18 protein-coding genes are annotated in these 23,370 nt (G+C 40.3%); 11 read left to right on the top strand and 7 right to left on the bottom strand.

The annotated features are described in order from the left end of the window. Positions 1 to 10: 10 nt before the first annotated feature. Positions 11 to 724 carry a ribonuclease PH gene (rph, locus tag H4J61_RS06030; protein ID WP_146879660.1) on the bottom strand — a complete coding sequence of 238 codons (714 nt, stop codon included), beginning with the start codon at positions 722 to 724 and terminating at the stop codon, positions 11 to 13. A gap of 167 nt (positions 725 to 891) precedes the next feature. Between rph and H4J61_RS06025 the strand changes: the two genes are divergently transcribed. The 4 genes from H4J61_RS06025 to H4J61_RS06010 all read left to right on the top strand — a co-directional run bounded on the left by H4J61_RS06025 (position 892) and on the right by H4J61_RS06010 (position 4,912). Beyond that, positions 892 to 1,455 (top strand): thioredoxin family protein, encoded by a 564-nt coding sequence (locus tag H4J61_RS06025; RefSeq protein ID WP_182184353.1) that lies wholly within the window; start codon positions 892 to 894, stop codon positions 1,453 to 1,455. Further along, a complete protein-coding gene (locus H4J61_RS06020; protein WP_182184352.1) occupies positions 1,433 to 2,203 on the top strand; it encodes a gluconate 2-dehydrogenase subunit 3 family protein in 771 nt (256 codons plus the stop codon). The genes H4J61_RS06025 and H4J61_RS06020 overlap by 23 nt, the downstream gene beginning before the upstream one ends. After that, a complete protein-coding gene (locus H4J61_RS06015; RefSeq protein WP_182184351.1) occupies positions 2,200 to 3,924 on the top strand; it encodes a GMC family oxidoreductase in 1,725 nt (574 codons plus the stop codon). The genes H4J61_RS06020 and H4J61_RS06015 overlap by 4 nt, the downstream gene beginning before the upstream one ends. 124 nt (positions 3,925 to 4,048) lie before the next feature. After that, positions 4,049 to 4,912, top strand: coding sequence for a YicC/YloC family endoribonuclease (locus H4J61_RS06010; protein ID WP_182184350.1), 864 nt, complete (start codon positions 4,049 to 4,051; stop codon positions 4,910 to 4,912). Between the two features lie 312 nt (positions 4,913 to 5,224). On the opposite strand, the gene H4J61_RS06005 is transcribed toward H4J61_RS06010, so the two are convergent. After that, positions 5,225 to 6,649: a hypothetical protein gene (locus H4J61_RS06005; protein ID WP_182184349.1), complete on the bottom strand. Its 1,425-nt coding sequence runs from the start codon at positions 6,647 to 6,649 to the stop codon at positions 5,225 to 5,227. A 180-nt stretch (positions 6,650 to 6,829) separates the two neighbouring features. Between H4J61_RS06005 and H4J61_RS06000 the strand changes: the two genes are divergently transcribed. From H4J61_RS06000 to H4J61_RS05985, 4 genes are all read left to right on the top strand, one after another. Then, positions 6,830 to 7,846 carry a YafY family protein gene (locus H4J61_RS06000; RefSeq protein ID WP_182135794.1) on the top strand — a complete coding sequence of 339 codons (1,017 nt, stop codon included), beginning with the start codon at positions 6,830 to 6,832 and terminating at the stop codon, positions 7,844 to 7,846. Positions 7,847 to 8,156: 310 nt separating this feature from the next. Beyond that, positions 8,157 to 8,444, top strand: a complete 288-nt coding sequence (locus tag H4J61_RS05995; RefSeq protein WP_182184348.1) for a hypothetical protein — start codon at positions 8,157 to 8,159, stop codon at positions 8,442 to 8,444. 17 nt (positions 8,445 to 8,461) lie between these two features. Beyond that, on the top strand, positions 8,462 to 8,659 hold the full coding sequence (locus H4J61_RS05990) for a peptide chain release factor-like protein (protein ID WP_182184347.1): 198 nt from the start codon (positions 8,462 to 8,464) through the stop codon (positions 8,657 to 8,659). Beyond that, the gene (locus H4J61_RS05985) at positions 8,656 to 8,877 is read left to right on the top strand and encodes a hypothetical protein (RefSeq protein ID WP_182135791.1); all 222 of its coding nucleotides are present in this window, start codon (positions 8,656 to 8,658) and stop codon (positions 8,875 to 8,877) included. The genes H4J61_RS05990 and H4J61_RS05985 overlap by 4 nt, the downstream gene beginning before the upstream one ends. Positions 8,878 to 8,934: 57 nt before the next feature. On the opposite strand, the gene H4J61_RS05980 is transcribed toward H4J61_RS05985, so the two are convergent. From H4J61_RS05980 to H4J61_RS05965, 4 genes are all read right to left on the bottom strand, one after another. Next, the gene (locus H4J61_RS05980; protein ID WP_182184346.1) at positions 8,935 to 9,264 is read right to left on the bottom strand and encodes a helix-turn-helix domain-containing protein; all 330 of its coding nucleotides are present in this window, start codon (positions 9,262 to 9,264) and stop codon (positions 8,935 to 8,937) included. A 10-nt stretch (positions 9,265 to 9,274) separates the two neighbouring features. Then, positions 9,275 to 9,481 carry an antitoxin Xre/MbcA/ParS toxin-binding domain-containing protein gene (locus tag H4J61_RS05975; protein WP_182184345.1) on the bottom strand — a complete coding sequence of 69 codons (207 nt, stop codon included), beginning with the start codon at positions 9,479 to 9,481 and terminating at the stop codon, positions 9,275 to 9,277. Positions 9,482 to 10,584: 1,103 nt separating this feature from the next. Next, entirely contained in the window at positions 10,585 to 11,529 is a 945-nt protein-coding gene (locus H4J61_RS05970; protein WP_182184344.1) for a response regulator, read from the bottom strand. Positions 11,530 to 11,718: 189 nt separating this feature from the next. Beyond that, the gene (locus H4J61_RS05965; protein WP_182184343.1) at positions 11,719 to 12,210 is read right to left on the bottom strand and encodes an NYN domain-containing protein; all 492 of its coding nucleotides are present in this window, start codon (positions 12,208 to 12,210) and stop codon (positions 11,719 to 11,721) included. A gap of 210 nt (positions 12,211 to 12,420) precedes the next feature. Between H4J61_RS05965 and plsB the strand changes: the two genes are divergently transcribed. The 3 genes from plsB to H4J61_RS05950 all read left to right on the top strand — a co-directional run bounded on the left by plsB (position 12,421) and on the right by H4J61_RS05950 (position 22,353). Continuing rightward, the gene (plsB, locus tag H4J61_RS05960) at positions 12,421 to 14,862 is read left to right on the top strand and encodes a glycerol-3-phosphate 1-O-acyltransferase PlsB (RefSeq protein WP_182184342.1); all 2,442 of its coding nucleotides are present in this window, start codon (positions 12,421 to 12,423) and stop codon (positions 14,860 to 14,862) included. A gap of 1,375 nt (positions 14,863 to 16,237) precedes the next feature. Further along, positions 16,238 to 20,845, top strand: a complete 4,608-nt coding sequence (gene gltB, locus H4J61_RS05955) for a glutamate synthase large subunit (protein ID WP_182184341.1) — start codon at positions 16,238 to 16,240, stop codon at positions 20,843 to 20,845. Between the two features lie 20 nt (positions 20,846 to 20,865). Then, positions 20,866 to 22,353 (top strand): glutamate synthase subunit beta, encoded by a 1,488-nt coding sequence (locus H4J61_RS05950; protein WP_182184340.1) that lies wholly within the window; start codon positions 20,866 to 20,868, stop codon positions 22,351 to 22,353. A 149-nt stretch (positions 22,354 to 22,502) separates the two neighbouring features. On the opposite strand, the gene ubiA is transcribed toward H4J61_RS05950, so the two are convergent. Further along, on the bottom strand, positions 22,503 to 23,363 hold the full coding sequence (ubiA, locus tag H4J61_RS05945) for a 4-hydroxybenzoate octaprenyltransferase (protein ID WP_259363137.1): 861 nt from the start codon (positions 23,361 to 23,363) through the stop codon (positions 22,503 to 22,505). Between the last annotated feature and the right edge of the window lie 7 nt (positions 23,364 to 23,370).

The raw sequence follows: 23,370 nt of genomic DNA, 5'->3' as shown, positions 1-23,370 counted from the left end.
CCTGTCTGGCTTAATTTAAAGCGGTTTTTTGAATATCAAACAGTTCGTTAATACTGTTCTTAGCAAGTGCGAGCATTTGTTGCATTTCGTCAAAGCTAAAGGGTTCTTCTTCAGCTGTGCCTTGCACTTCAATTAACTTGCCGGTTTCGGTCATGACAACGTTCATATCAGTATCAGCGGCAGAATCTTCCACATATTCTAAATCAGAAATCGCTTCACCTTTATAGATACCCACAGAAACAGCAGCAATCATGTGCTTAAGGGGATTGTTATTAATAATACCTTTAGCGCGCATATGGTTTAGTGCATCAACCAAAGCGACACAAGCGCCGGTAATTGAAGCGGTACGTGTGCCACCGTCAGCTTGAATAACATCACAGTCAATCGTAATAGTGTTTTCACCCAATGCAGCTAAATCAACCGCAGCACGTAATGAACGCGCTATTAAACGAGAAATCTCTAAGGTGCGGCCACTTTGTTTGCCATTGGCGGCTTCGCGACGCATACGCGTGTGAGTAGAGCGAGGTAACATGCCGTATTCAGCGTTGATCCAACCTTTGCCCTGGCCTTTCATAAAACGCGGTACACCGGTTTCCACTGTGGCGGTACATATAACTTTGGTATCACCAAACTCAATAAGCACTGAGCCTTCTGCATGAGCGGTAAATTGACGCGTAATGGTTACAGGACGTATTTGCCCTAAAGTTCTGCCGCTTGGACGCATGTTGCATTTCCTATCATAGTATAATTGCTGCGCATTATAATCGTTCGGATAGCAATTTGACATAATGACGTTACAAGTATTTTGAAATATAGTTAATTAATATAAGGTCACTCTATTGTGGGTTTGTTGTTAGTGGCCATTGAATATTATTGACGTAGAGAGAATTTATGAAATTTCAGCTGTTTATTGTTTTATGGTTAGCGAGTGTATTGTTATCAAGTTTATTGCTCACCAGCCCAGTAAGTGCGCAAGCTTCTGCACACCCGTCAACAATTGCTACTGCAAACGAATTGCCGTTATACAGTAAAGTTTATGACGATAAGCGCGACCCGTTTAAAGACGCGCAAGCAGCCATTGGCATCGCGCAAGCCAGTAACAGAAATGTGTTAATTGAAATTGGCGGCAATTGGTGTACTTGGTGTCATAAAATGGATGCTTTTCTAGCGAAAAATCCTAAAATTTACCAAGCGCTGCATGATAATTATGTTCTGCTTAAAATAAGCGTGAGTGACAGCAATGAAAACGAAGCTTTTATGAAGTCATTGCCACCCGTGCAAGGTTACCCGCATATGTATGTTTCAACCAATACCGGCCAAATGTTGTTGTCCAAAGATACCGCTGAATTACTTGACGACTTGCAGTATTCTGCGCAGTACTGGCTGACTTTTCTCGCAAAATGGCAGGTAAAAAATAATAAGGAAAATTTAAATGATTCAAGTGCAAAAGGTTAAAGCTATGGTTCGAAAGCAAACAACGAACAAAGCAATGTCGCCAGTGAACTCATTTTTTGATGAAAATTTTCGCACGCCCAAATGGCTACAAAAGAAAGTTTCCAGGCGCAGTGCACTAAAATCTGCAGCGGGCGCGACTATGGTTGCCGCTATGCCATTACGTGCTTGGTCAACACTGGCGAGTGAGCAATTTGCCCAGGTATTGCAAACTGACCCTTGGTTAACCCTTGAAGCGGTAATTGCGCATTTATTACCTGAGTCGCCAACGGGCCCTAGTGCAAAAGAAATTCAAGCAACACAGTATTTATACAATGTAGTGTTTCAACAGCCCACCGACAACGATGAAATTGAATTTATTTATAAAGGCGTTGGCTGGCTAAATGGTTTCAGCAACAGTGAATTACAGAAAAATTTTGTGTTATTAAGCTTTGATGAAAAAGAAAAAATATTGCGGGCCATTAGTCGCTCACGCGCGGGCGAGAATTGGTTAAGTAATTTAGTTAGTTATATTTTCGAGGCCATGCTGACACCGCCAAGTTATGGTGGTAATCCTAATGGTATAGGTTGGCAATGGTTAGATCATCAAGCGGGTTTTCCCTTACCTCAAGCTGGGCAGCGTTATTATGAATTACCTGGTAAACAACCTATTGTGCTGAGTAACAAAGCGCCGTTTTCCAAGACAACAAGCACACAAATTGTCAGCCATCAGCAATATATGGGCAAGCAAATAGGAACTCGAAAAGCATGAAATATGACATTTGTATAGTGGGTAGTGGCGCAGGCGCTTCACCAGTGGCTTATACCTTAGCCAACGCAGGCGCTAAAGTGTTAGTGCTAGAGAAAGGCGCTTGGTTAACAGAAAAAGAGTTTTATAAAGATGAACTCGCGATCAGCTTACGTGATGCTTACAACCCTAAACTTGAAGACGAGCAGCATGTTATTGAAGAAGAATATGAAAACGCCGCAGGTGAAAGCTTTTGGCAAGGCGAAGCAACCAGTGAATCAGGTTGGAGCTTTTGGAATGGCACCGTAGTTGGTGGCTCGTCAAATTTTATGAGTGGCTACTTTCATCGTTTAAAGCCGGTAGATTTTCGTTTGAAAACTGAATTTGGCGCCATTAAAGGTGCCAATGTCGTTGACTGGCCGATCAGTTATGATGAGCTAGAACCTTACTACGCGATAGTTGAAAAGGTGGTTGGTGTATCAGGCAGAGCCACTGTACATCCACATCAAGAACCTCGTTCAACCGACTTTCCGTACCCACCCTTGGCTGAACATGCCATTTCATCGTGGATAGACGAAAGTGCAGAAAAAATAGGTTATCACACAGTGCCAGTGCCTAGAGCGATACTATCTCAACCGGCAATGGGCAGAAATAGCTGTGAATATTCAGGTTATTGCAGCAGTTATGGTTGTTCGTCAGGCGCGAAAGGTGGTGGCCGAGCGGCATTATTGAACCACGCAGTGGCTACGGGTAATTGCACCATAACACCCCATGCAAAAGTGTATAACATTGCGACCGATAGCCAAGGTGAAATATCTGGCGTGCACTATTATGATCAAGCAGGGCGCAAAAAAACTGTTCAGGCTAAATATTATGTAGTGGCATGCCAAGCCATTGAAACCTCACGTTTGTTATTGGCTTCTAAAGGCGAAAAATTCCCTAACGGTTTAGCCAACAATACCGGCCAAGTAGGTAAAAATTTAGTTTTTAGTGCCGGTGGAACAGGTCGTGGTGATTTCTTTTATAAAGACTTAACCGAAGAGAAAAAAACACAACTTACCCAGGTAGGGCCTTTTATTAATCGTGCGTTACAAGACTGGTATCAAATTGATGATAAAGCTTTTACCGGCATTAATCGCGATGGCAAAGCCAAAGGCGGCACCATAGATTTCTTGTTTTATCAAAATCCTATTTCGCGTGCACAAGGCACGCAGTGGCAATATGATGAAAGTCAAAATAGTGAAACACTAGTTTGGGGTGAAGCCCTCAAACAAAGCATGAAAACTGAATTCACTAGTTATAAAACACTCCGTTTTGAAGTGTTTAATGACTGGTTGCCAACCGATAATTGTTTTGTTGCCTTAGATGATGAAGTCACCGATAAGTGGGGCGACCCTGTGGCAAAAGTACGTATTGGCGCACATAATCACGATTTAGCTGTAGGTGAGTATCTCGCTGAAAAAGCTGAAAAGTTATTAGTAGAAATGGGCGCGAGCAACGTTTCATCATCGGTGAGCAGTTCGCCACCCACCAACTTAATGGCGGGTGGTTGTCGTTTTGGTCATGACCCTAAAACGTCAGTATTGAATAAAAACTGCCAAACACATGAGGTTGAAAACTTATTTGTTACCGACGCTTCATTTATGCCAACAGGCGGCAGTGTGCCTTACACCTTTACCATTTATGCCAACTCGTTTCGCGTTGCAGACCATATTAAAGCGCGCTGGCAGCAAGCAAAGACTTAATATTGACGTGGAGTGGGTATCTTGCCACCATGATCTCACTAACTACACCTTTTTAATGTAGATACCCAGTAGTAGCTAGGGCATAATTCACCACAATGTTAATTTAAAAAATTTAGGAGACTCAATGATCCATAGTATGACAGCGTTCGCACGCCATGAAATTAAGGGCGAATGGGGCAATGCCGTTTGGGAAATCCGTTCTGTTAATCAACGTTTCCTCGAAACCTATTTTCGTTTACCCGAGCAATTTAGAAGCATAGAGCCAGTATTAAGAGAACGATTTCGCAAGCAATTAAATCGCGGAAAAGTAGAATGTAATTTACGTTTTAATGCTAACCCAGCAGAAAAAAGTAAAATCACCTTAAATACAGCGCTAGCTGCCGAATTAATGAGCCATGCCAATACTATCGCAAGTTTAGCCAATAATGCGACGGTAAACCCCGTTGAAATTATGCGTTGGCCTGGTGTGATGGAAGCAGAAGAAGCTGACATGAATACCATTCAAGCAGAAGTGCTGGCCGGTTTTGACCAAGCATTAAAAGACTTTATTGTTGCTCGTACCGATGAAGGTGAAAACCTTAAGATGCTTCTTGAGCAGCGCTTAGATGGTATTATCGAGCAAGCCGATATAGTCAAAGGCCACATGCCAGAAATAATAGCATGGCAACGTAAGCGCATTACCGACAAGTTTGCGGATGCCAACATTGAACTTGAATCATCACGTGTTGAGCAAGAGCTTGTATTACTGGCGCAAAAAATGGATGTTGACGAAGAAATTGACCGTCTATTTAGTCACGTAAAAGAAACCCGCAGCATATTGAAAAAAGGCGGTGCACAAGGCCGACGTTTAGACTTTATGATGCAAGAGTTTAACCGTGAAGCAAACACCTTAGGTTCAAAATCTATTAATGCCGATATCACCAACTCAGCGGTTGAGTTAAAAGTGTTAATTGAGCAGATGCGCGAGCAGATCCAGAATATAGAATAGTGTTTTGATGTACCTGTAGTTGCACTGCGCAGTAATTAAAACCTCGTTATTCGAGGTTTTTTTATACCTGATTTTTATTATTTGCTAATGTAGGTTGTAGCTAGTGAGCCTAATGAAGAAAATAGGTAAAACACTCACTATGTCGATTTCATCGACATGAAAATTGAACGTGACGATATTTAGGTTTTAGCACTTGTTAAATACACTTTGATTTGTCCGGGCACTAAAAAAGTATCAAAATATCCCTTTATTTAGCGATCACAAACGCATTTTTGTACAATGCAGCGATATTATTTAGTTCAGCCGTTATGGTTACTGGCCCTCATGATCTATTGGCACTTTAATTAATTTGGGCAAGAGGTTTTGCACATTAATGTTTTCTAATTGCTCACAACCAGTTAAATGAATATATTCTAAATATTGCAGCTGCAATGTCTTTGTATCAGCTACTAAAACTATTTGACGGTCTGCAAGGTTTAACGTGGTCAATTTTGATAACTTCTTTAAAGGTTTTAATGAATGTATGGTGATACTTCTAGCGAGAAGTAGCTCTTGCACCGAGAGTAATTCGCCAATATCTTCGATTGAACACCATGTTGTTTTATTTTCTCTGCTTTTCCCGATCAGGATTAGTGTCGTTAGGTTTATTAGCTTAACTATATTAAATAAATGTAAGTTACCCGAATGATAAAGTGTTAATTTTTTCAAGCATTCAGGTACTTGCCACTGTGCAAAATCAATATTATCAATAGCATTACACTCTATAATATTTAATTCTGTCAATTTATTGAGTGAATTTAGTACTTTAATATCTTTGAGTTGAGGGCAATCATAAATTGCTAATTCAGCTAACTTATCGAGCGAGCTTAATGCTTCAATATTTTTAAGCTGATGGCAGCCATTAATTGTTAATTCAGTAAGCATGAGTAAATTTTCGATACCATTAAGTGACAATAATTTCGAACCTCCCAATAAGCTTAACCTTTGTAGTTTTTTTAATTTATAAAAATCATTTAATGAAGTAAGTTGTTTACATACTTTACCGTCTATCTCTAATGTTTCTAGATTTATTAGCTGAGTTATTTCTTTATATGAACCTGAATAACGTGGTAAACATAGCCATAAATAGCTTATTTTTTGTAATAAGATCAAGCCGTCTAACTTACTTAATGAATCACAATCTAGTAACTCTAACTTAGTTAAATTTGGCAGAGTTGTTATTGCGTCTATACAGACTAGCCCATAGCAACTTCGAATCGAAAGCTCAGTTAAATTAGTTAATTTTTCAATGCCTGAGAGCGAAATTAACTGAGTAAGGTCATATATAGTTAGTTTTGTCAGGTTTGTTAGCTTTCCTATTTGTGTTAACTGCTCAAAGTGCGTTATTGGTTTTGCAGGGGAGTAACAACAAACTTTTAACGATAAAACCGCTATTTTTTTCAGCCACTGTATGTCAATTTCATTACCTAACGCATCACATAAACTTAACTCTAGGGTTTTTAATTTCGTTAAACTAAATAAAACTGATAATGACCTTAAACTATAAAAGCCCGTTAACACTAAATGTTCAAGGTTGATAAAATTAATAAGGTTATCGGGTAAATGTTCAACTAACTTAGTATGAACATGTAAAGGTCGGTCATATAATGCTGATAAATCTAAGTAAATGGTGTTACTCGCTGCTAAAGCACTTAACTTTTCTGATAATTGAATAGTTTGAAGTTGTTGCGGTGTCATAGTATTTAACTTTGTCCATATTTAAACAGTAAAGGAGTGATGCGTAACTTGGAAAGTAAAGTTGCTAATTTTCTTCTTAGGGGCATAGAATAAGAAAATATTGCGACGTAATATGTCGCAACGTTTTACCCTAGTCTTTGCCAAAAGATAATAATAACCAAGTATTGATAAGACATTTATATGCCCACAGCTAAATCAAAAACCCTTGTTCGTGTTATGAGTATGATGCAGTTAATTCCTGTTTATCCACGTTGGACAACCGCTAAACGACTGTTAACTGCGCTCGATTGTAGAGGTTTTTCAGTCAGTAAACGCACTGTTGAACGTGATCTAGTCGAGTTAGGTGACGTATTTAGTTTGATAAGTATTGACTCACCGGAAGGGTTTAAGTGGTCTTATGCTAAAGATAATGCCCAGGCATTTTTACCGGCTATTTCAGCCGAGGAAGCTTTGTCTTTGCACCTAGTAGAGCGACATTTAAAAAATCATTTACCGCTATCTGTATATCAGCAATTAGATGCTGTTTTTAAGAAGTCAGCAGATGTGCTAAATAGCGCGGCTAGAATAAGTACTTGGCCAAATAAAGTGGCTAGTTTGCCTCATGGATTATATCTTTCACCTGTTATTTCTGATGAAAATATTCAATCGACAATATCACAAGGTTTATTAGAGCAACGTAAACTTGATATTTGTTATGGCAAGTCAGTTAAAGTTCACACCATAACTCCACTAGGTTTGATCGTGCGTGACACAAAATTAGTGCTAGTTTGCTATTTTTACCAATATGACGAACCGCGGCATTTATTAGTTCACCGTGTAAGAAATGCAATATTATTAAATGAAACGTTTGAAAGCGATTTTAATGCCAAGGATTATCTTAAAAAGAATAGCTTAGACGTGGTTGTTAATGGTGAAAAAGTCGTTGTGAAAATGCGGGTAAGAGGGTATGCAAAGCGTTTGCTTAATGAAAGTGAAGTAAACGCTTCCCAAGAAATTGAAAGCGATGATGACACTTGGGATACGGTCACTATCTCTTTGCTACACACTTTGGAACTTGAAAATTGGATTTTAAGTCAATCTCAAGATATTCAAATTATAGAACCCTTGCAGCTCAAGTCTAGGGTGATCCGTCGTTTGTTAAAGTCCATTGAAAACTATGACCTAGACGAGCCTCAGGAAGAATATGTTATTAGTTGAACATGCGGGTTCATTAACCCTAGCGTGCTATAGCGGTAACAAACTTATTTACCGTTGTTCTCGCTCGTACCGGTGAATAGTGAGTGTAGTCGTCTTCCTCTTCCTCTGATAAGGGCCTGGTATGAAATATATTTAGCGACCTATTTTGTCGCTACTAATTGATATCTTGAGATGGTTATATGAGGTCTTGAACACTGCCCGAACAGGGTGGCTTAGACCTGAAAAGGAAAAAGGGTTGACTGTGGTGGTTAGATTTTTTTGTAAGAACTGTACGGTTCATTGAAATAGCCTTTAGCGAGTAATAACAAAAATGCTTACATTCCAATCATCTAAAAAAGATTATATCTCTGATGTACCTATCCCAGCCTTAGAAGCTGAAATTAAAAGAGTGTATGAGCCAAATGAAGCCAAAGCTATCTTGAGAAGTTTTCATGACATCATGCTTGGGAGTACAGTGGGCAAGATAGAGGGTAAATTGGCTGTATACCCTTGTGATGTTGTTGCTATTTTTATTCTACTCAAAGCCCCTATTAAATTCATCGATGCTAATGGAAAAGAGCTTACTTTAGATGGGAGTGGTTCAGGTATTTATTGTTAAAGGCCAAGGGATTCAGTATGAATGAGAGTGATTTAGATATTAGCATTTGTAAAGGTGAACACTCGCATGTTGGAAGTGTTGAGACTGGTGTTGAAATCAAGCATAGAGCAACAGGTATAAAGGTTTCGTCCCTCAAGGAAAAGTCTCAATACGCTAACAAAGTTATTGCAATGGAACGGTTAGAAATAGAATTGGCTAAGCAGGGGGCACTATGAACACTGAAAAAATAATGCGTTTAGGGCAGGAACTACAAGCTGAATTACGGTTTCATCCCGTGGACGGCATAACCTCTAGGGAGCAATACGACGAAGTCATAAAGATCATTGATATACTGACCGACGATGATGTAACAAGCGATAAAAACTGGGCATTGCTTGATGTGCTTGTTCCTGCCATCACAAGGTATGACGACAACGATTCTAATTGGCCTTGAGCACTTTCCCAAAGAGGCGAACAGGTTAGCCATGATAGCTGACCTTTTTTGTGCTTGTTATTTAGCTGAGTGGTAAGTATCGAACTTACGCTGTGCTTCTAACCAAGTTCCCACACAGAAGCCTGTAGCTCTTGCTAATCTAACGGCAAAGTGTGGATCAATATTTACTTTTTCATTAAGGAAGTTAGATAAGTGCTTAGGTGTAATCCCTAAATTCTTAGCAACCTCTTCGTTTGTCATAGAGCTAACGTGCTTCAAGTAATTACGATTAAAGAAGTCTGATGGGTGTTTGCAGAATAGACCATCAGGACGCTTCACCAACTGAACAGTGTCCCGATAGATCTCAGGGTTCTTTTTTAGCGTTTCAATATCGATTTCAGTGTTCATTTTAACTCCCTCAGACAAACATCCCATGGTCTAAGCAACCAATTAAATTTAAGACAATGCTAGCATTTTCGTCGGTATTAATCATATCGATAGGCCGCTTGTTATCAAGGCCGCGAACTGGATGATTTAACCAACGCTTAGCGGCTTTATTGTCATTAACAAAGAACGCTTGTGCTGCTTTAGTTATTGCGGCAAGCCTTTCTGTATCATTTTTCATAATAATTACCTTTTAAGCACCATGCTCTAGACTAACAACCAAGTATAAAACCATTTGAGTTCATAGATTAATAAGATGGCACGACAAATTATGTCGCAGGAAAAATAACGCAGGCAACTGCACTGGGAAGTTGCGCGGGGCAATGCTGTGAAATATATCTAGGTAACAAGCATACTTAGGCGTAGTAGTGATACTGACAGGTATTTTATTGTGATAGGAGTAAGCAATGGTTACTGGGGCAGCCATTGCCCAGCTGAACCTTAAATATTCTTTACGATGGTATACCCTCCATGAATAGGGTAAAGGCTTGTCATGTTTTGCCCCCCCCATTAAGTGCGTGCCAGTAACCCTAGTTATTATGTCTATCGCTAGGATCAATTTATTACTGTAACGGGTTGCGGCACCGATGAAAAGGTACACCTACACTTGCGTGTATTTGTACTTTTAGCAACCTAAAATCCGTCAATACAGTATTTGTAATGGGCTGTATCACAAATGATTATGCGGTTGGTTTGTATGAATAAGGATTGAGTTGGAACTGTGGGATGGCTAACTTCGCAACGAGTTTGAATGCACTTTTATAAAGTGTTTAATTTGACTCATACTTGCCAACAGCGTGCTCATTAATGAAGGTGGCTGTAAAAACCTTTACTTGGGTTATATTTACTTTGATAGAGCGCGATGAATACTCCGTCTCCGAGTGAGTTGAATTTCATGCTAAAATTAATACGCGAGCAAAGAAAAGATAATAAGTAGCAAGCAACTACGACCAATACCAATTGATATCTTTAGCTAGTAGTTTGGTAGGTGGTGATAAACAAACTCTCTACTATCTCTACTAAAGAATTTTGTCTCTGTATTCTGATTTTTAAAAAATTAAAATTGCACGAGAAGGATGGAAAAATAATTTGCCATCCTCATCTAAATGTTATTGGCGTGATGCTAGAAAAAGACACCACAAGCGCAAAGTAGCGTTCTTTTTCTATTAACAGTATTAGCTTACAATTAAAAAAGTAACCGTGAATTAGTCATGTCATTTGTAACCTATGACGTTCAAAACGTTGTTGATAAACCAGTGGACATTATTATCAACGGGGCGCTAGTTAAGCTATTTTTAAGTATTGCTTAATAATTTCTGCACCATTATCAGCGTTGATTGGTTTAAAAATAAAGCCAGAGATACCTTCGCTTTCACAACGTTTAATCAACACTTGGTCTGTTATTGAAGATAACATAACCACAGGCACCTTACTGCCATCAGCTCTTATTTTTGCTAATGCTAGGTCACCATTCATTTGCGCCATAACCACATCTAGAAATAGAAAGTCAGGCTTGTGATCCCGCACCATAGTCACGGCAACCGAACCATCTTCAGCTTCAATAATATTGCTATAACCAAGCTGTAATAAATAACGTCTTAGTGCTTTACGGATCATGCCACTGTCATCAACTAAAAGTATTTTACTGTCTAGCGGTAATGTTTGGGTGTGAGGATTACTAATACCGGTACTGGCTTCTCGTTTAATACCGATAGTTTGATATTCAACATTGCGGATCAAGAGATTAAAATAATAACGACCAACACCTTCGATAGTGATTGGCACGGTGATAACCTCGGTAACACCCGCTAAGTATTTTTCCATATCATTTACATTGTGAACAAAGTACGGGCTAGAAAACTTATAATCTAAGCTGTAACGGCTATGTAAGTCGGTTGAGCGACCCACAATAGTATTACCCCATTCGGCTAAGGCATGACTTAACTCTTCATTAATTTCAGTATATTGATATTTTTCTTCAAACATATGTTCACAAACTGAGTTACCTATCGCGATAGCCGTTTCTGGATAATGGTGCATCATGATAACCCCATCTAAGCCACCAGTGACTTCAGAACATACCGCGTAACCTTTAAAACGAAAATCATCAACGCTGTCGACAAAAGCCTCACCAGCCTCGCCAATAAGATTTGTCATCGCTTTTAAACTGGCAAGTGACTCGTTAATAAATGGGTATAAAATCACTTTATGTAATGCTTCTACTGACATACTTGTTCCTTTTGTATCATTATTTTTAAATCGACCGGCCAGTGTCTTTCTCAGCTCAACCCTGAATTGAGAATTTAGCTAAAGTTGGCACTTAACTTACGCGGCATTGAAGAGTATTTATTTGCACTCTGTGTAATTGCTCTCTTAGCATACACTTAATATTGCCAAGTTGGCTACCCATAACATTAACTACAACAATAGCTTGCGATCAATAGGGAAGAATTCGCTCGCCGCATTAATTAATGACTGTGCGGTTAGCGCTGTGACGCCATAAACATGGGTTTTTACGCCGTCGCGTAACATGATCTTTTTCAGCAACAAATCAAAATCACCATCACCTGAAAGTAATATAACGATATCAACTTCGGCTGCTGCTTCCATCACGTCAATGGCGATGCCGACATCCCAATCACCTTTTGCAGAGCCGTCGCGACGCTGAATAAAAGGTTTGAGTTTTACATCAAAGCCTATATGTTTTAAGGCTTTTTGAAATTTATGCTGTTGGTCGTCACTGCGTTGTATCGCGTAAGCATTTGCCAAAACAATATCACCTTGTTGGCTGATTTCTTGCCAAAACGCGCGATAATTAAATTGCTGTTGAAAAGTATCTCGTGTGGTGTAATAAATATTTTGTACATCAACAAATATGGCAATTTTTGGTAATTGGTCGCTATTTTGCATAAAAATCCTCTTTGCTAAATGAAGCTATATTTTGACTTAATTTCAATAAATTCGTTATATTTCATTATGGTACTTGGTTTGAACACTTTTAACAGTTAATTATTAGCTGCTAAGAACGAGCATCGCAAGCCAAAATTTAGTCTTAGTATAAGAGACAACTTTTAAGCTAAGTGTTATAATAAATGATCAAATAAAGCTGAGTAAAACAAGATGTTAGCCATTCGTAAATTATTTTATTTATTACTACGTTTACCAATAAAGTTATTCGTGCATTGCAAAGTGGTTGCCGATGAAATCATTAATTTAGGTCAATTAACCACTGAGCAACCGGTATTTTATGTGCTACGTCATCAATCGGCTAGCGATGTTTTATCGTTACGTACCGCTTGTAAAAAAGCCAATCTGCCTGACCCATTAGCGCCCGTGAATGTTGATGGTCAAATTTTGTCACGTTTACTGTTTTTGGAAAAACCCACGGCATTATTTTATTGGCGCCAATCAACAAAAACTACGGCAATAGCGCAAGGGTTTGAATTGCTTAATGCTCACGCTAATAATGAAAAACTAGACGCGCTACTTATTCCAGCTAATGTCATTTGGGGACGTACTCCAACGAAAGAAAAAAACAATACTAATGTGGGTACGCTGTTAGCCGATCAAGAATCTCCCAACTGGTTACGCAAATTTTTCATTGTTTTATTTTTAGGTCGCCATACCTTGGTGCGCTTTAGTGCCGCTATTTCATTTCGCCACATGGCAGATAAGCACGGTAGTGATGAAGTCAGTGCGCGAAAATTAATGCGTATTGCACGTTTTCACTTTCATCGACAAATTATTGCGGCCACAGGGCCGAGACTGATGCATCGTCAACAAATGTTCGCTAACTTAATCGTCAATCCCGCGATAAAACGCGTGATCAGTGAAGAAGAAAAAAATAAAAACATCACTGAAGCACAAGCTAAAAAGCAGGCATTAGCCATAATGGATGAAATTGCCGGTGATTATCGTGATGTGACGGTACGTTTTGGCGAACGCATTCTGGGTTGGTTATGGAATCGCCTGTATAGCGGTATCGAAGTGAATAAAGCTGAGCGTTTACGCAACTTAGCGCAAGAAGGGCATGAAATTATCTACGTGCCGTGTCATCGCAGCCATATGGATTATTTGCTACTCACTTATGTAATTTTTCAACAAGGCTTAGTTACACCCCGCATCGCTGCTGGTATTAATTTAAATTTTTGGCCAGCAGGGCCTATTTTTAGAAAGGCCGGCGCCTTTTTTATTCGTCGTAGCTTTAAGGGTAATCGCCTTTATTCCACTATTTTTCGTGAATATTTAGGTTTACTTTTTGAACGTGGCTACCCAGTTAAATATTATTCTGAAGGTGGACGTAGCCGAACCGGTCGATTACTGTCACCAAAAACCGGTATGCTCGCCATGACCATTCAAAGTATGCTGCGCGGTATTGACCGTCCATTAACCTTAGTGCCGGTTTATCTTGGCTATGAACACGTGATGGAAGTGGGCACTTATCATAAAGAATTGAGTGGCAGTCAAAAGAAGGGTGAGTCGATATTTGGCGTGATTAAAGCGATACGAAATTTGCGCAACTATGGTAAAGGCTACGTTAACTTTGGTGAGCCGATTAATGTTAATCAGTTTCTAAATAACCAGGTACCTGACTGGAAACAAGCCATTGACCCCATTGACCCACAAAAACCTAAATGGCTAAACCCCAGTGTTAACTTGTTAGCACAGCAAGTTATGACTTCAATCAACCAATGTGCGGCGTTAAATGGCGTTGCTTTAGTGTCACTGATTTTACATGCAACAGAAAATAAAGCCTTATCTAAAGCTGAGTTAATCAGCCAACTTGATTTTTTCATCGCCATGCAACGTTTTGCGCCATACCATGTGGAATTAACCATACCAGATGACAGTGGTGCAGCATTGTTAGAGCACGTGATTTTGCTTAATAAAGTGACGGTAAACCAAGACAGCTTTGGTGAAATTATTTCTTTAACTGACAGTGCAATCTTGGAGCTGCGTTACTATCGCAACAATATTTTGCACACCTTTATATTGCCATCACTGGTTTGTCGTTTACTAGAGCGCAACGCAAAAATCAGTCAAGACAGTTTACTGAGCCAAGTTCAGCGCTTAATAGAATTATTAAAAACAGATTTATTTTTATGGCAATCAGCCGATGACGTTGTTCAACAAGTACAAGCTGTTTGTCAGTTTTTGGCACAAGAGGGCATTGCAAAGCAAAGCAAAGCCGGTGTTTGGTCATTAAGCAGTGGCGATGAAAATCGGGCAACAATACGTTTAATAGCAGAATGTGTTAATGAAACTATGCAACGTGTTGCCATTATTACCTCATTACTGAGTCAATTAGCACCGATTAAAAAGCTTGAGTTAAATGAAAGAGTGGTGGCTATTGCTCAACGCCTATCCGTATTAAACAATATTAATGCGCCTGAATTTATTGATAAAAAAGCGCAAGCAACATTAATTACCGCGATGAAAAATCAAGGCTATATTGTGTTAGATGACGACGATAAATTAGTTGATAGCAGCACGCTAGGCTTATTAAAAAGCTCAGTGAGTAATTTAGTTGATATCGAGGTTCTACAAAGTATCGTCCGCTAGTACTATTTGCTAGTACTAGCGGCTATATTGCTTTTTACGACCGTTCGTTGTGTTAACAGCAAGTAGCCCATAATGCGGGTGGATAATGTTTGAAAAGGGCTTAAACGTCTGACTCATAACGTGGCAAAGCCGCAAGCTGAGAGGTCTCATTAACCGAGCAAGCTGGAAGTGACGCTGCTGTTGCTGTTTTAGGCTCACGGCTAAAGGCGCTAATGCAATCGATGTTCTAGTTGATGGCATACCCCAATAGGCGGTGTGTTGTCGCTTGTAATCGCTTTAATGGCCTTGACTGTGAAGAAGCATCTGGTGTCTGCTTTTTTGGCTGTGGCTTTGCCATGCGCTAAACATGAGCACTTAAGGCGACTATTTCACCCTCACATGGATTGCTAGCTTGCTTAGTTCTATTGAAAAACCTTTCTTGATGATGTTTTACTCTAGTAGTCAAAGCTGACCATCTACAATTAGCTGGCTATTAGCACTAAGCGGATTGAGTTCTAGCCCTTGCTTGCATGCAATCATTTATTGGACTTTTTGCACTGCTGCACTGAGCATGAAAAAGTTTATATTGAACTTCCTCGCTATTACCCTTGCCTTACTGAGATAAGGTTGGCTATTAATATCGACCTGAGCTTTAATTTTGGCTAGTGTAGTCAGGATATATTTTATCCTGCAGTTGATCTTTTTGTGCCCAAGTGTCATATGTTTATTCTGATCAGCTAACTTTTGAGTGCTTATAGCCGATTAAAACTTAAGCTATATCTTGGGGTGAGGAGTAAAAAAACACTCAAAAATTTTAAAATTAGCCTCATAACCACAACCTGCAAAGACTAAAGTGTAGCCAAAATATGATTTATCTGGCTGAGTGTTACTCTTATTACCCCTAAATTATATTAGTAGGCAATGCCTTAAAGTGAGATGATTGAGAATGAAAAAATCCCTTGTAAAAATATAATGGTTTTCTTTGCCGTAAAGCTAATTTTTAACTATATATGCAGTATAAAGAGTGTCTTATAAAAAAATCAATTAGCTAACGTGCCGTGATAAAACTAAATTTAAAGACTTGGAGGGTAAATATAAATAGTTTTTAATATCAATTTAGCACTATTTATATGCAAATAATTAGAATATAAATTCACATTAGAGTTGACTCAGAGCCATTTTACATATAATTTTCCCGGCCGCTTTAAATAATGATTTTCATTAATGACATATCGTCTCATAAAAACTCAGTAGAAGTTTCGCGATAGATGTTCAAGAAATTCAAAGTAATATTCTGAAGGACCAGTAGCGCACACTTTGAGCATTAAAAATAGATGACTTAATTAGCAAAGACAATTTAGCTAATAGCAATCGCTTGATGAAATAGGAATGAGCAATGAATGATATGAGTAAAAAACCCCAAGGCCTTTATCGTGCCGAGTTTGAACATGACAGTTGTGGCATTGGCTTTGTTGCCAACCTAAAGGGTAAAAAATCTCACGATATTATTGACAATGCACTCACCATGTTGAGTTGCATGGAACATCGTGGTGGTACAGGTTTTGACGTGAAAAGCGGTGACGGTGCCGGTATTCTTATTCAAATACCTCATGATTTTTTAAGCGCAGAAGTTGCAAGCTTAGGTTTTACCTTACCCGATGCTGGAGATTACGGCGTCGGCATGATTTTCTTTCCGCGCTCAAAAGCGCAAAGTGACGCGTGTAAAAGCATATTAAACCAAAATATTACTGACCTGGGCTTAACCTTGATAGGTTATCGTGATGTCCCAGGTGACAACTCTATGTTAGGCGCTGCGGCACTTGACAGCGAGCCGAACATAGAACAAGTGTTTATTGCCAAGCCAGAAAAACTAACAGCACAAGAATTTGAGCGTAAGTTGTTTGTTTTGCGCAAATACACCTCGCATAAAATTAATGCCACTATTGCCGAAGAACGTGACGAGTTTTATGTTACGTCAATGTCGTCAACTAAAATTGTCTATAAAGGCCAGTTTACCACGCAGCAAGTTCGCCAATATTATCTTGATCTGCAAGACGAGCGAACTATCTCTGGTATGGCGATGTTCCACTCACGTTTCTCAACCAACACTTTTCCTGCTTGGCGTCGTGCGCAACCGTTTCGTTATATCGCCCATAATGGTGAAATTAACACCGTACGCGGTAACATTAACTGGATGAATGCCCGTGAAGCATTGTTTAGTTCAGTTAATTTTAGCCCTGCTGAATTAAACATGTTGAATCCAGTTTGTAATAACGATAACTCTGATTCTGCCAACCTTGATATGGCCATTGAGTTATTGGTGTTAAGTGGACGTTCGCTAGCGCAAGTCATGATGATGATGGTGCCAGAAGCATGGCAAACTCAAACCGATATGGATGCGACCAAACGCGCATTTTATGAGTATTATGCTTGTATTATGGAGCCGTGGGATGGCCCAGCCTCGTTATCGTTTACCGATGGCAATGTTATTGGCGCCACGCTAGATCGTAACGGTTTACGTCCTTCGCGTTACTTGTTAACTGACGATGGCACCTTAATCATGGGCTCTGAAACGGGTACCTTGTGTGTTGATCAATCCACCGTGGTTGAAAAAGGTCGTTTGCAACCGGGTAAAATATTCATTGCTGACTTAAAGCAAGGTCGCATCATCAGTGATGACGAAGTAAAGCAAGAAGTTAGCTCGGCACAGCCTTATGGTCAGTGGATAGCAGAAAATAAAATTGAGTTAGACCAACTACCTGTATCACCGGCTTCTATTGCCCAGCCGCCATTAGCAGAATTGCGCAAAATACAAAAAGCCTTTGGTTATACCAGTGAAGATCTTAACTTAATACTGGCCGGTATGGTGGGCACGTCGAAAGAGCCATTAGGCGCGATGGGCACAGATACGCCATTAGCCGTATTGTCACATCGTCCACAGCAATTATCACATTATTTTAAGCAGTTGTTTGCTCAGGTGACTAACCCACCTATAGATCCGATTCGTGAAGAGTTAGTAATGTCATTGCGTGGTTATATTGGTAAGTCACTTAACTTACTAGAAGAAACCGCCGCGCATTGTCATAAAGTTGAAATTGAGCAACCGGTACTGACCAACGAGCAATTACGAAAGTTACAGCATATTGATAATGATCATCTGCAATCAAAAACTATTAGTATTACTTTTAAAGCGAGTGGTAAAGCTGGTGCACTTAAAAATGCACTGGATCGGGTTTGTTTATACGCCAAAAATGCAGTTGAAGATGGCTATGCCATCTTAATATTAAGTGACCGTGAAGTTGACAGTGATCATGTCGCTATTCCATCGGTATTAGCAACCGCAGCTGTGCATCATTATTTAATTCGTGAAAATTTACGCTCTCACGCTGATATTATTCTTGAATCTGCTGATATTCGCGAAACGCACCATTTTGCCACCGTTATTGGTTATGGCGCAGCAGCGGTAAACCCCTACTTAGCACTAGAAAGTATGTATGGTTTACGTGATGAAGGCGTACTTGATAGTCAACTATCAAACGAACAAATCACCGACAAATATACTAAAGCCGTTGGTAGTGGTTTATTGAAAACCTTCTCTAAGATGGGTATTTCAACATTACAGTCGTATTTAGGCGCGCAAGTTTTTGAAGCCTTGGGTATTAATGCTGAAGTTGTTGATAAGTACTTTACGGGTACTGTCAGTCGAATCGAAGGCTTAAGCCTAGATCAAATCGCTCAAGAAGCGCTATTACGTCATCGTGAAGGTTTCCCTGAAGCGAGTCGTATTGCCATTGAAAACTTATTGCCAACCGGTGGTGAATACTCGTGGCGTCATGATGGCGAACGTCATCTATTTAGCCCAACGGTTATTCGTTTACTGCAGCATTCAACCGCCAGTAACGATACTAATCAATTTAAGCAATACACCAAAACAGTTGATGATCAGAGTAAAGAAGCTTTTACCTTACGTGGTTTACTTGAATTTAGTAGTGATCGCGCTTCAATTCCATTAAGTGAAGTTGAACCGATTGGCAACATTTTCAAACGTTTTGCCTCAGGTGCCATGTCATTTGGTTCAATCTCGTGGGAAGCACATACTACGCTAGCTATTGCAATGAACCGTATTGGTGGTAAGAGCAACAGCGGTGAAGGTGGTGAAGACCCCATTCGTTTTACGCCGTTAGAAAATGGCGACTCAATGAATTCGCGCATCAAGCAAGTTGCTTCGGGTCGTTTTGGCGTGACCAGTCATTATTTGGCTAATGCTGACGAGTTACAAATTAAAATGGCGCAGGGCGCTAAACCGGGTGAGGGTGGTCAGTTACCGGGTGATAAAGTGGATGCTTGGATTGGTAAAACACGTGGTTCAACACCTGGTGTTGGCTTGATTTCGCCGCCACCACATCACGATATATATTCTATTGAAGATTTATCGCAGCTTATATTCGATCTTAAAAATGCTAACCGCGATGCTCGTGTTAACGTTAAATTAGTCTCTGAAGCCGGTGTAGGTACGGTCGCATCAGGTGTGGCGAAAGCTTATGCTGATGTGGTACTGATTGCCGGTCACGATGGCGGCACAGGCGCTTCACCACTGAGTTCAATTAAACATACCGGCTTGCCGTGGGAACTTGGTTTGGCTGAAACCCATCAAACTTTGGTACGTAATAAACTGCGTAGCCGAATTACCGTACAAACAGATGGTCAACTTAAAACACCGCGCGATTTAGCGATTGCTACCTTGCTTGGTGCAGAAGAGTACGGCATGGCAACTACTGCGTTAGTGGTTGAAGGTTGTATCATGATGCGCAAGTGTCATTTAAATACTTGTCCTGTTGGCATAGCAACACAAGATCCAGGCCTGCGAGAGCGCTTTACCGGTCGTGCTGACATTTTAGTTAACTTCTTTACCATGATGGCGGAAGGTTTACGTGAAATCATGGCTGAGTTAGGTTTTAGAAGTATTGAGGAAATGGTTGGTCAGACTCAGTGTCTTAAGCAACTTGAAAATGTTGACCATTGGAAATACAAAGGTGTTGATTTAACGCCGTTATTGCACAAAGTAGAGTGCGATGAGAACGAAACACTTTATCAATCAATTAATCAGAAACATCTAATTGACGATATTATTGATCGCAAGATGATAAAAGATGCGCAAGCGGCACTTGATTCATCGCAAAGCGTTTCTCTTGAATATGATGTTATCAACACCGACAGAACCATTGGTGCGATGATTTCTAATGAAATCTCTAAAAAATATCATGCTGAAGGTTTACCAGAAAATACCATTAAGGTTAAGTTCAACGGCTCTGCGGGTCAAAGTTTTGGTTGTTTCTCCGCTAAAGGTTTACGTTTTGAGCTTGAAGGTGATGCCAATGATTACTTTGGTAAAGGCTTATCGGGTGCAAACTTGGTGGTATACCCAAGCAAACAAGCTAAGTTCTCAGCCAGTGAAAACATCCTAATTGGTAACGTTGCCTTTTTTGGTGCAACCTCAGGTACTGCTTTTATTCGCGGTATTGCGGGCGAACGTTTCTGTGTGCGTAACTCAGGCGCTACCGCGGTTGTTGAAGGTGTTGGTGATCACGGTTGTGAATACATGACTGGCGGTAAAGCCGTCATCCTAGGCACAACGGGTCGTAACTTTGCGGCGGGTATGTCGGGTGGTATCGCTTATGTACTTGATAAAAATAATGACTTCGCGCCTAAATGCAACATGGAAATGGTGGCATTAGAAACGGTTGATACCGAGGCTGAAAGTCTCGAATTAAAAGCCTTAATTACTCAGCATTTTGACGCTACTGGCTCAGATGTTGCCAGTGAATTATTAAGCGATTGGAACAACAACGTTAAGCGTTTTGTGAAAGTTATGCCAGTTGATTACAAGCGTATGCAAGGCTACATGAATGACGTACGTGAAAGCGGTAAGTTCGAGTCAGAATATGACGTAGCCGTTCAAGCATTCGATATCCATTTAAACAACATAGCTAGCGCAAAAGCTTAAGCTGCCAAGGAGAATATATTATGGGAAATCCAACAGGATTTATCAACGTAGGTCGTGCCTTGCCAACTGAACGCGATCCAAGCGAGCGTTTAATTGATTGGCTTGAAGTCTATGAAGAAATACCACTGGCTGATGTTGAGCAGCAAGCTTCTCGTTGTATGGACTGTGGTGTGCCATTTTGTCAGTCAGCGAAATCAGAGTTTGCTCCGGTCGTAGCGGGTTGTCCGGTTAACAACATTATTCCTGAATGGAATGACTTAATTTACCGAGGACGTTGGAAAGACGCCATCGATTTATTGCATAAAACTAATAACTTCCCTGAGTTTACTGGCCGAGTATGTCCAGCACCTTGTGAGGGAGCTTGTGTACTGGGTATCAATGCTGACCCAGTAGCGATTAAGCTGCATGAAAAAGAAATTATTGATCATGCCTTTAAAGAAGGTTGGGTCGTTGCCCAGCCGCCATCAGCGCGTACCGGTAAAAATGTTGCTGTTATTGGCTCAGGCCCTGCTGGGCTTGCTGCGGCGGCGCAGCTGAATAAAGCGGGTCATATGGTTACTGTCTATGAGCGCGCTGATCGTATTGGTGGTTTGCTGATGTACGGCATCCCCAATATGAAGTTGCAAAAAGAACTCGTGCAACGTCGTGTTGATATTTTAGCCGAAGAAGGCATAGTGTTTGTCACTAATACCGAAGTGGGTAAAGACATTAGTGCAGCACAACTTGAAAGCGATTTTGACTCTGTTGTGCTATGTGTTGGCGCAACCGTACCGCGTGATTTGCCGGTTGAAGGTCGTGAACTTAAGGGTGTTCATTTTGCCATGGACTTCTTGAAAGCTAATACTAAAAGCTTACTCGACAGTGAACATAAAGATGGTCAGTACATTAATGCTCAAGGCAAAAATGTGGTGGTTATTGGTGGTGGTGATACCGGTACTGATTGTATTGGTACCTCATTACGTCATCAATGCCAAAACGCTATTCAACTAGAAATTATGCCATGTCCTCCAGGGCAACGTAGTGCAGAAAATCCTTGGCCAGAATGGCCAAAACGTTTGTTGGTTGATTATGGTCAAAAAGAAGCAATTGCCGTTCAAGGTCAAGACCCTCGTCAATATTTAGTGATGACTAAAAAAATTGAAAGCGACAACCAAGGTCATGTTAAAGCAGTTCATACGGTTCATATAACTTGGCAGCGCAATGACAAGGGCCAAATGTTCCCACAAGAAGTTGCAGGCAGTGAAAAAGTTATTCCAGCTGACATCGTACTCATCGCTATGGGCTTCATGGGCCCTGAAGGTGGCTTGATTGAGCAGTTCGGCCTTGAGCAAGACAATCGCTCTAACATAGCGGCAGAATACGATAAATTTGCTACTAGCAAGCCAGGCGTGTTTGCTGCCGGTGATGGTCGCCGTGGTCAAAGTTTAATTGTTTGGGCTATTGATGAAGGTCGTCGTTGCGCTCGTGAAGTAGACACTTACTTAATGGGCAGTAGCTACTTACCTTAAGGTAACACTGACAAACGCTTTGAGTGTAAAGTGATTAATGATTAAAAAAGTCCTAGCGTTTTTATAACGCTAGGACTTTTTTATGTGCAGGAGCGCGTATAACAGGATGTAGGGTATGTAGCGAGCACAGGCAAAGCCACTTAACAATCTTATAAATACTCTACCATCACACCAATAAAGACAATTAAACCGACATAATGATTATTTAAAAAGGCTTGAAAGCAACGGTCACGATCACGGCCAGCAATTAAAATTTGTTGATAGCAGAAAAAGCCTGCAGAAATCACTAACGACAACTGAAAAGGCCAACCAAAGGCTAAAATATCACCAACGGTAAATAATAAGCCTAAGGTCATTAATTGTAAAAATAAGATAATACGTTTATCACGATCAGCAAAGACGATCGCTGTTGATTTTACGCCAATTCTTAAATCATCATCACGATCGACCATGGCGTACATAGTGTCGTATGCGGTAGTCCATAAAACGTTGGCGGTAAATAAAAGCCAAGCGGTAACCGGTATTTGACCTTGCTCTTGGGCAAAAGCCATAATCATGCCCCAACTAAACGCGGCGCCTAATACTAGCTGTGGAAAATGAGTTATACGTTTCATAAACGGATAACTGGCCGCTAATATAACCGCGACAACAGAGAGCATAATGGTGTAATTACTTAAGGTTAGCACCAAGGCAAAAGCCAGTAAAATGAAGGTGGCAAACAACTGCAAGGCTTCATTACTCGATAAAGCACCAGTGACTAACGGCCGATTTTGCGTACGTTTAACGGCACCATCAATTTTTTGGTCGGCATAATCATTAATAATACAACCGGCGCTGCGCATTAAAAAAACACCTAGGCTAAACACCACTATCATATGTAATGACGGCCAACCATCAGAGGCAATCCACAAGGCCCAGTAAGTTGGCCAAAGCAACAAGTAAGTGCCAATGGGCTTATCCATACGGGTAATTTGTGTGATAGCACTTAGTTTTTTCTTCAAATTACTCAAAGTAATA

Source organism: Colwellia sp. MB3u-4 (genome assembly GCF_014077065.1).
Classification (GTDB): Bacteria; Pseudomonadota; Gammaproteobacteria; order Enterobacterales; family Alteromonadaceae; genus Cognaticolwellia.
This window is presented reverse-complemented; position numbering and strand designations above follow the sequence as displayed.

Excerpts from the sequence above, each read along its gene's own strand:
- H4J61_RS05995 (WP_182184348.1), top strand. The coding sequence starts at position 8,157 with ATGCTTACATTCCAATCATCTAAAAAAGATTATATCTCTGATGTACCT.
- H4J61_RS05990 (WP_182184347.1), top strand. The coding sequence starts at position 8,462 with ATGAATGAGAGTGATTTAGATATTAGCATTTGTAAAGGTGAACACTCG.
- H4J61_RS06020 (WP_182184352.1), top strand. The coding sequence starts at position 1,433 with ATGATTCAAGTGCAAAAGGTTAAAGCTATGGTTCGAAAGCAAACAACG.
- H4J61_RS05965 (WP_182184343.1), bottom strand. The coding sequence starts at position 12,210 with ATGCAAAATAGCGACCAATTACCAAAAATTGCCATATTTGTTGATGTA.
- H4J61_RS06015 (WP_182184351.1), top strand. The coding sequence starts at position 2,200 with ATGAAATATGACATTTGTATAGTGGGTAGTGGCGCAGGCGCTTCACCA.
- rph (WP_146879660.1), bottom strand. The coding sequence starts at position 724 with ATGCGTCCAAGCGGCAGAACTTTAGGGCAAATACGTCCTGTAACCATT.
- H4J61_RS06000 (WP_182135794.1), top strand. The coding sequence starts at position 6,830 with ATGCCCACAGCTAAATCAAAAACCCTTGTTCGTGTTATGAGTATGATG.
- gltB (WP_182184341.1), top strand. The coding sequence starts at position 16,238 with ATGAATGATATGAGTAAAAAACCCCAAGGCCTTTATCGTGCCGAGTTT.
- plsB (WP_182184342.1), top strand. The coding sequence starts at position 12,421 with ATGTTAGCCATTCGTAAATTATTTTATTTATTACTACGTTTACCAATA.
- H4J61_RS05975 (WP_182184345.1), bottom strand. The coding sequence starts at position 9,481 with ATGAAAAATGATACAGAAAGGCTTGCCGCAATAACTAAAGCAGCACAA.
- H4J61_RS05970 (WP_182184344.1), bottom strand. The coding sequence starts at position 11,529 with ATGTCAGTAGAAGCATTACATAAAGTGATTTTATACCCATTTATTAAC.
- H4J61_RS06010 (WP_182184350.1), top strand. The coding sequence starts at position 4,049 with ATGATCCATAGTATGACAGCGTTCGCACGCCATGAAATTAAGGGCGAA.
- H4J61_RS05950 (WP_182184340.1), top strand. The coding sequence starts at position 20,866 with ATGGGAAATCCAACAGGATTTATCAACGTAGGTCGTGCCTTGCCAACT.
- H4J61_RS06025 (WP_182184353.1), top strand. The coding sequence starts at position 892 with ATGAAATTTCAGCTGTTTATTGTTTTATGGTTAGCGAGTGTATTGTTA.
- H4J61_RS05980 (WP_182184346.1), bottom strand. The coding sequence starts at position 9,264 with ATGAACACTGAAATCGATATTGAAACGCTAAAAAAGAACCCTGAGATC.
- H4J61_RS05985 (WP_182135791.1), top strand. The coding sequence starts at position 8,656 with ATGAACACTGAAAAAATAATGCGTTTAGGGCAGGAACTACAAGCTGAA.
- H4J61_RS06005 (WP_182184349.1), bottom strand. The coding sequence starts at position 6,649 with ATGACACCGCAACAACTTCAAACTATTCAATTATCAGAAAAGTTAAGT.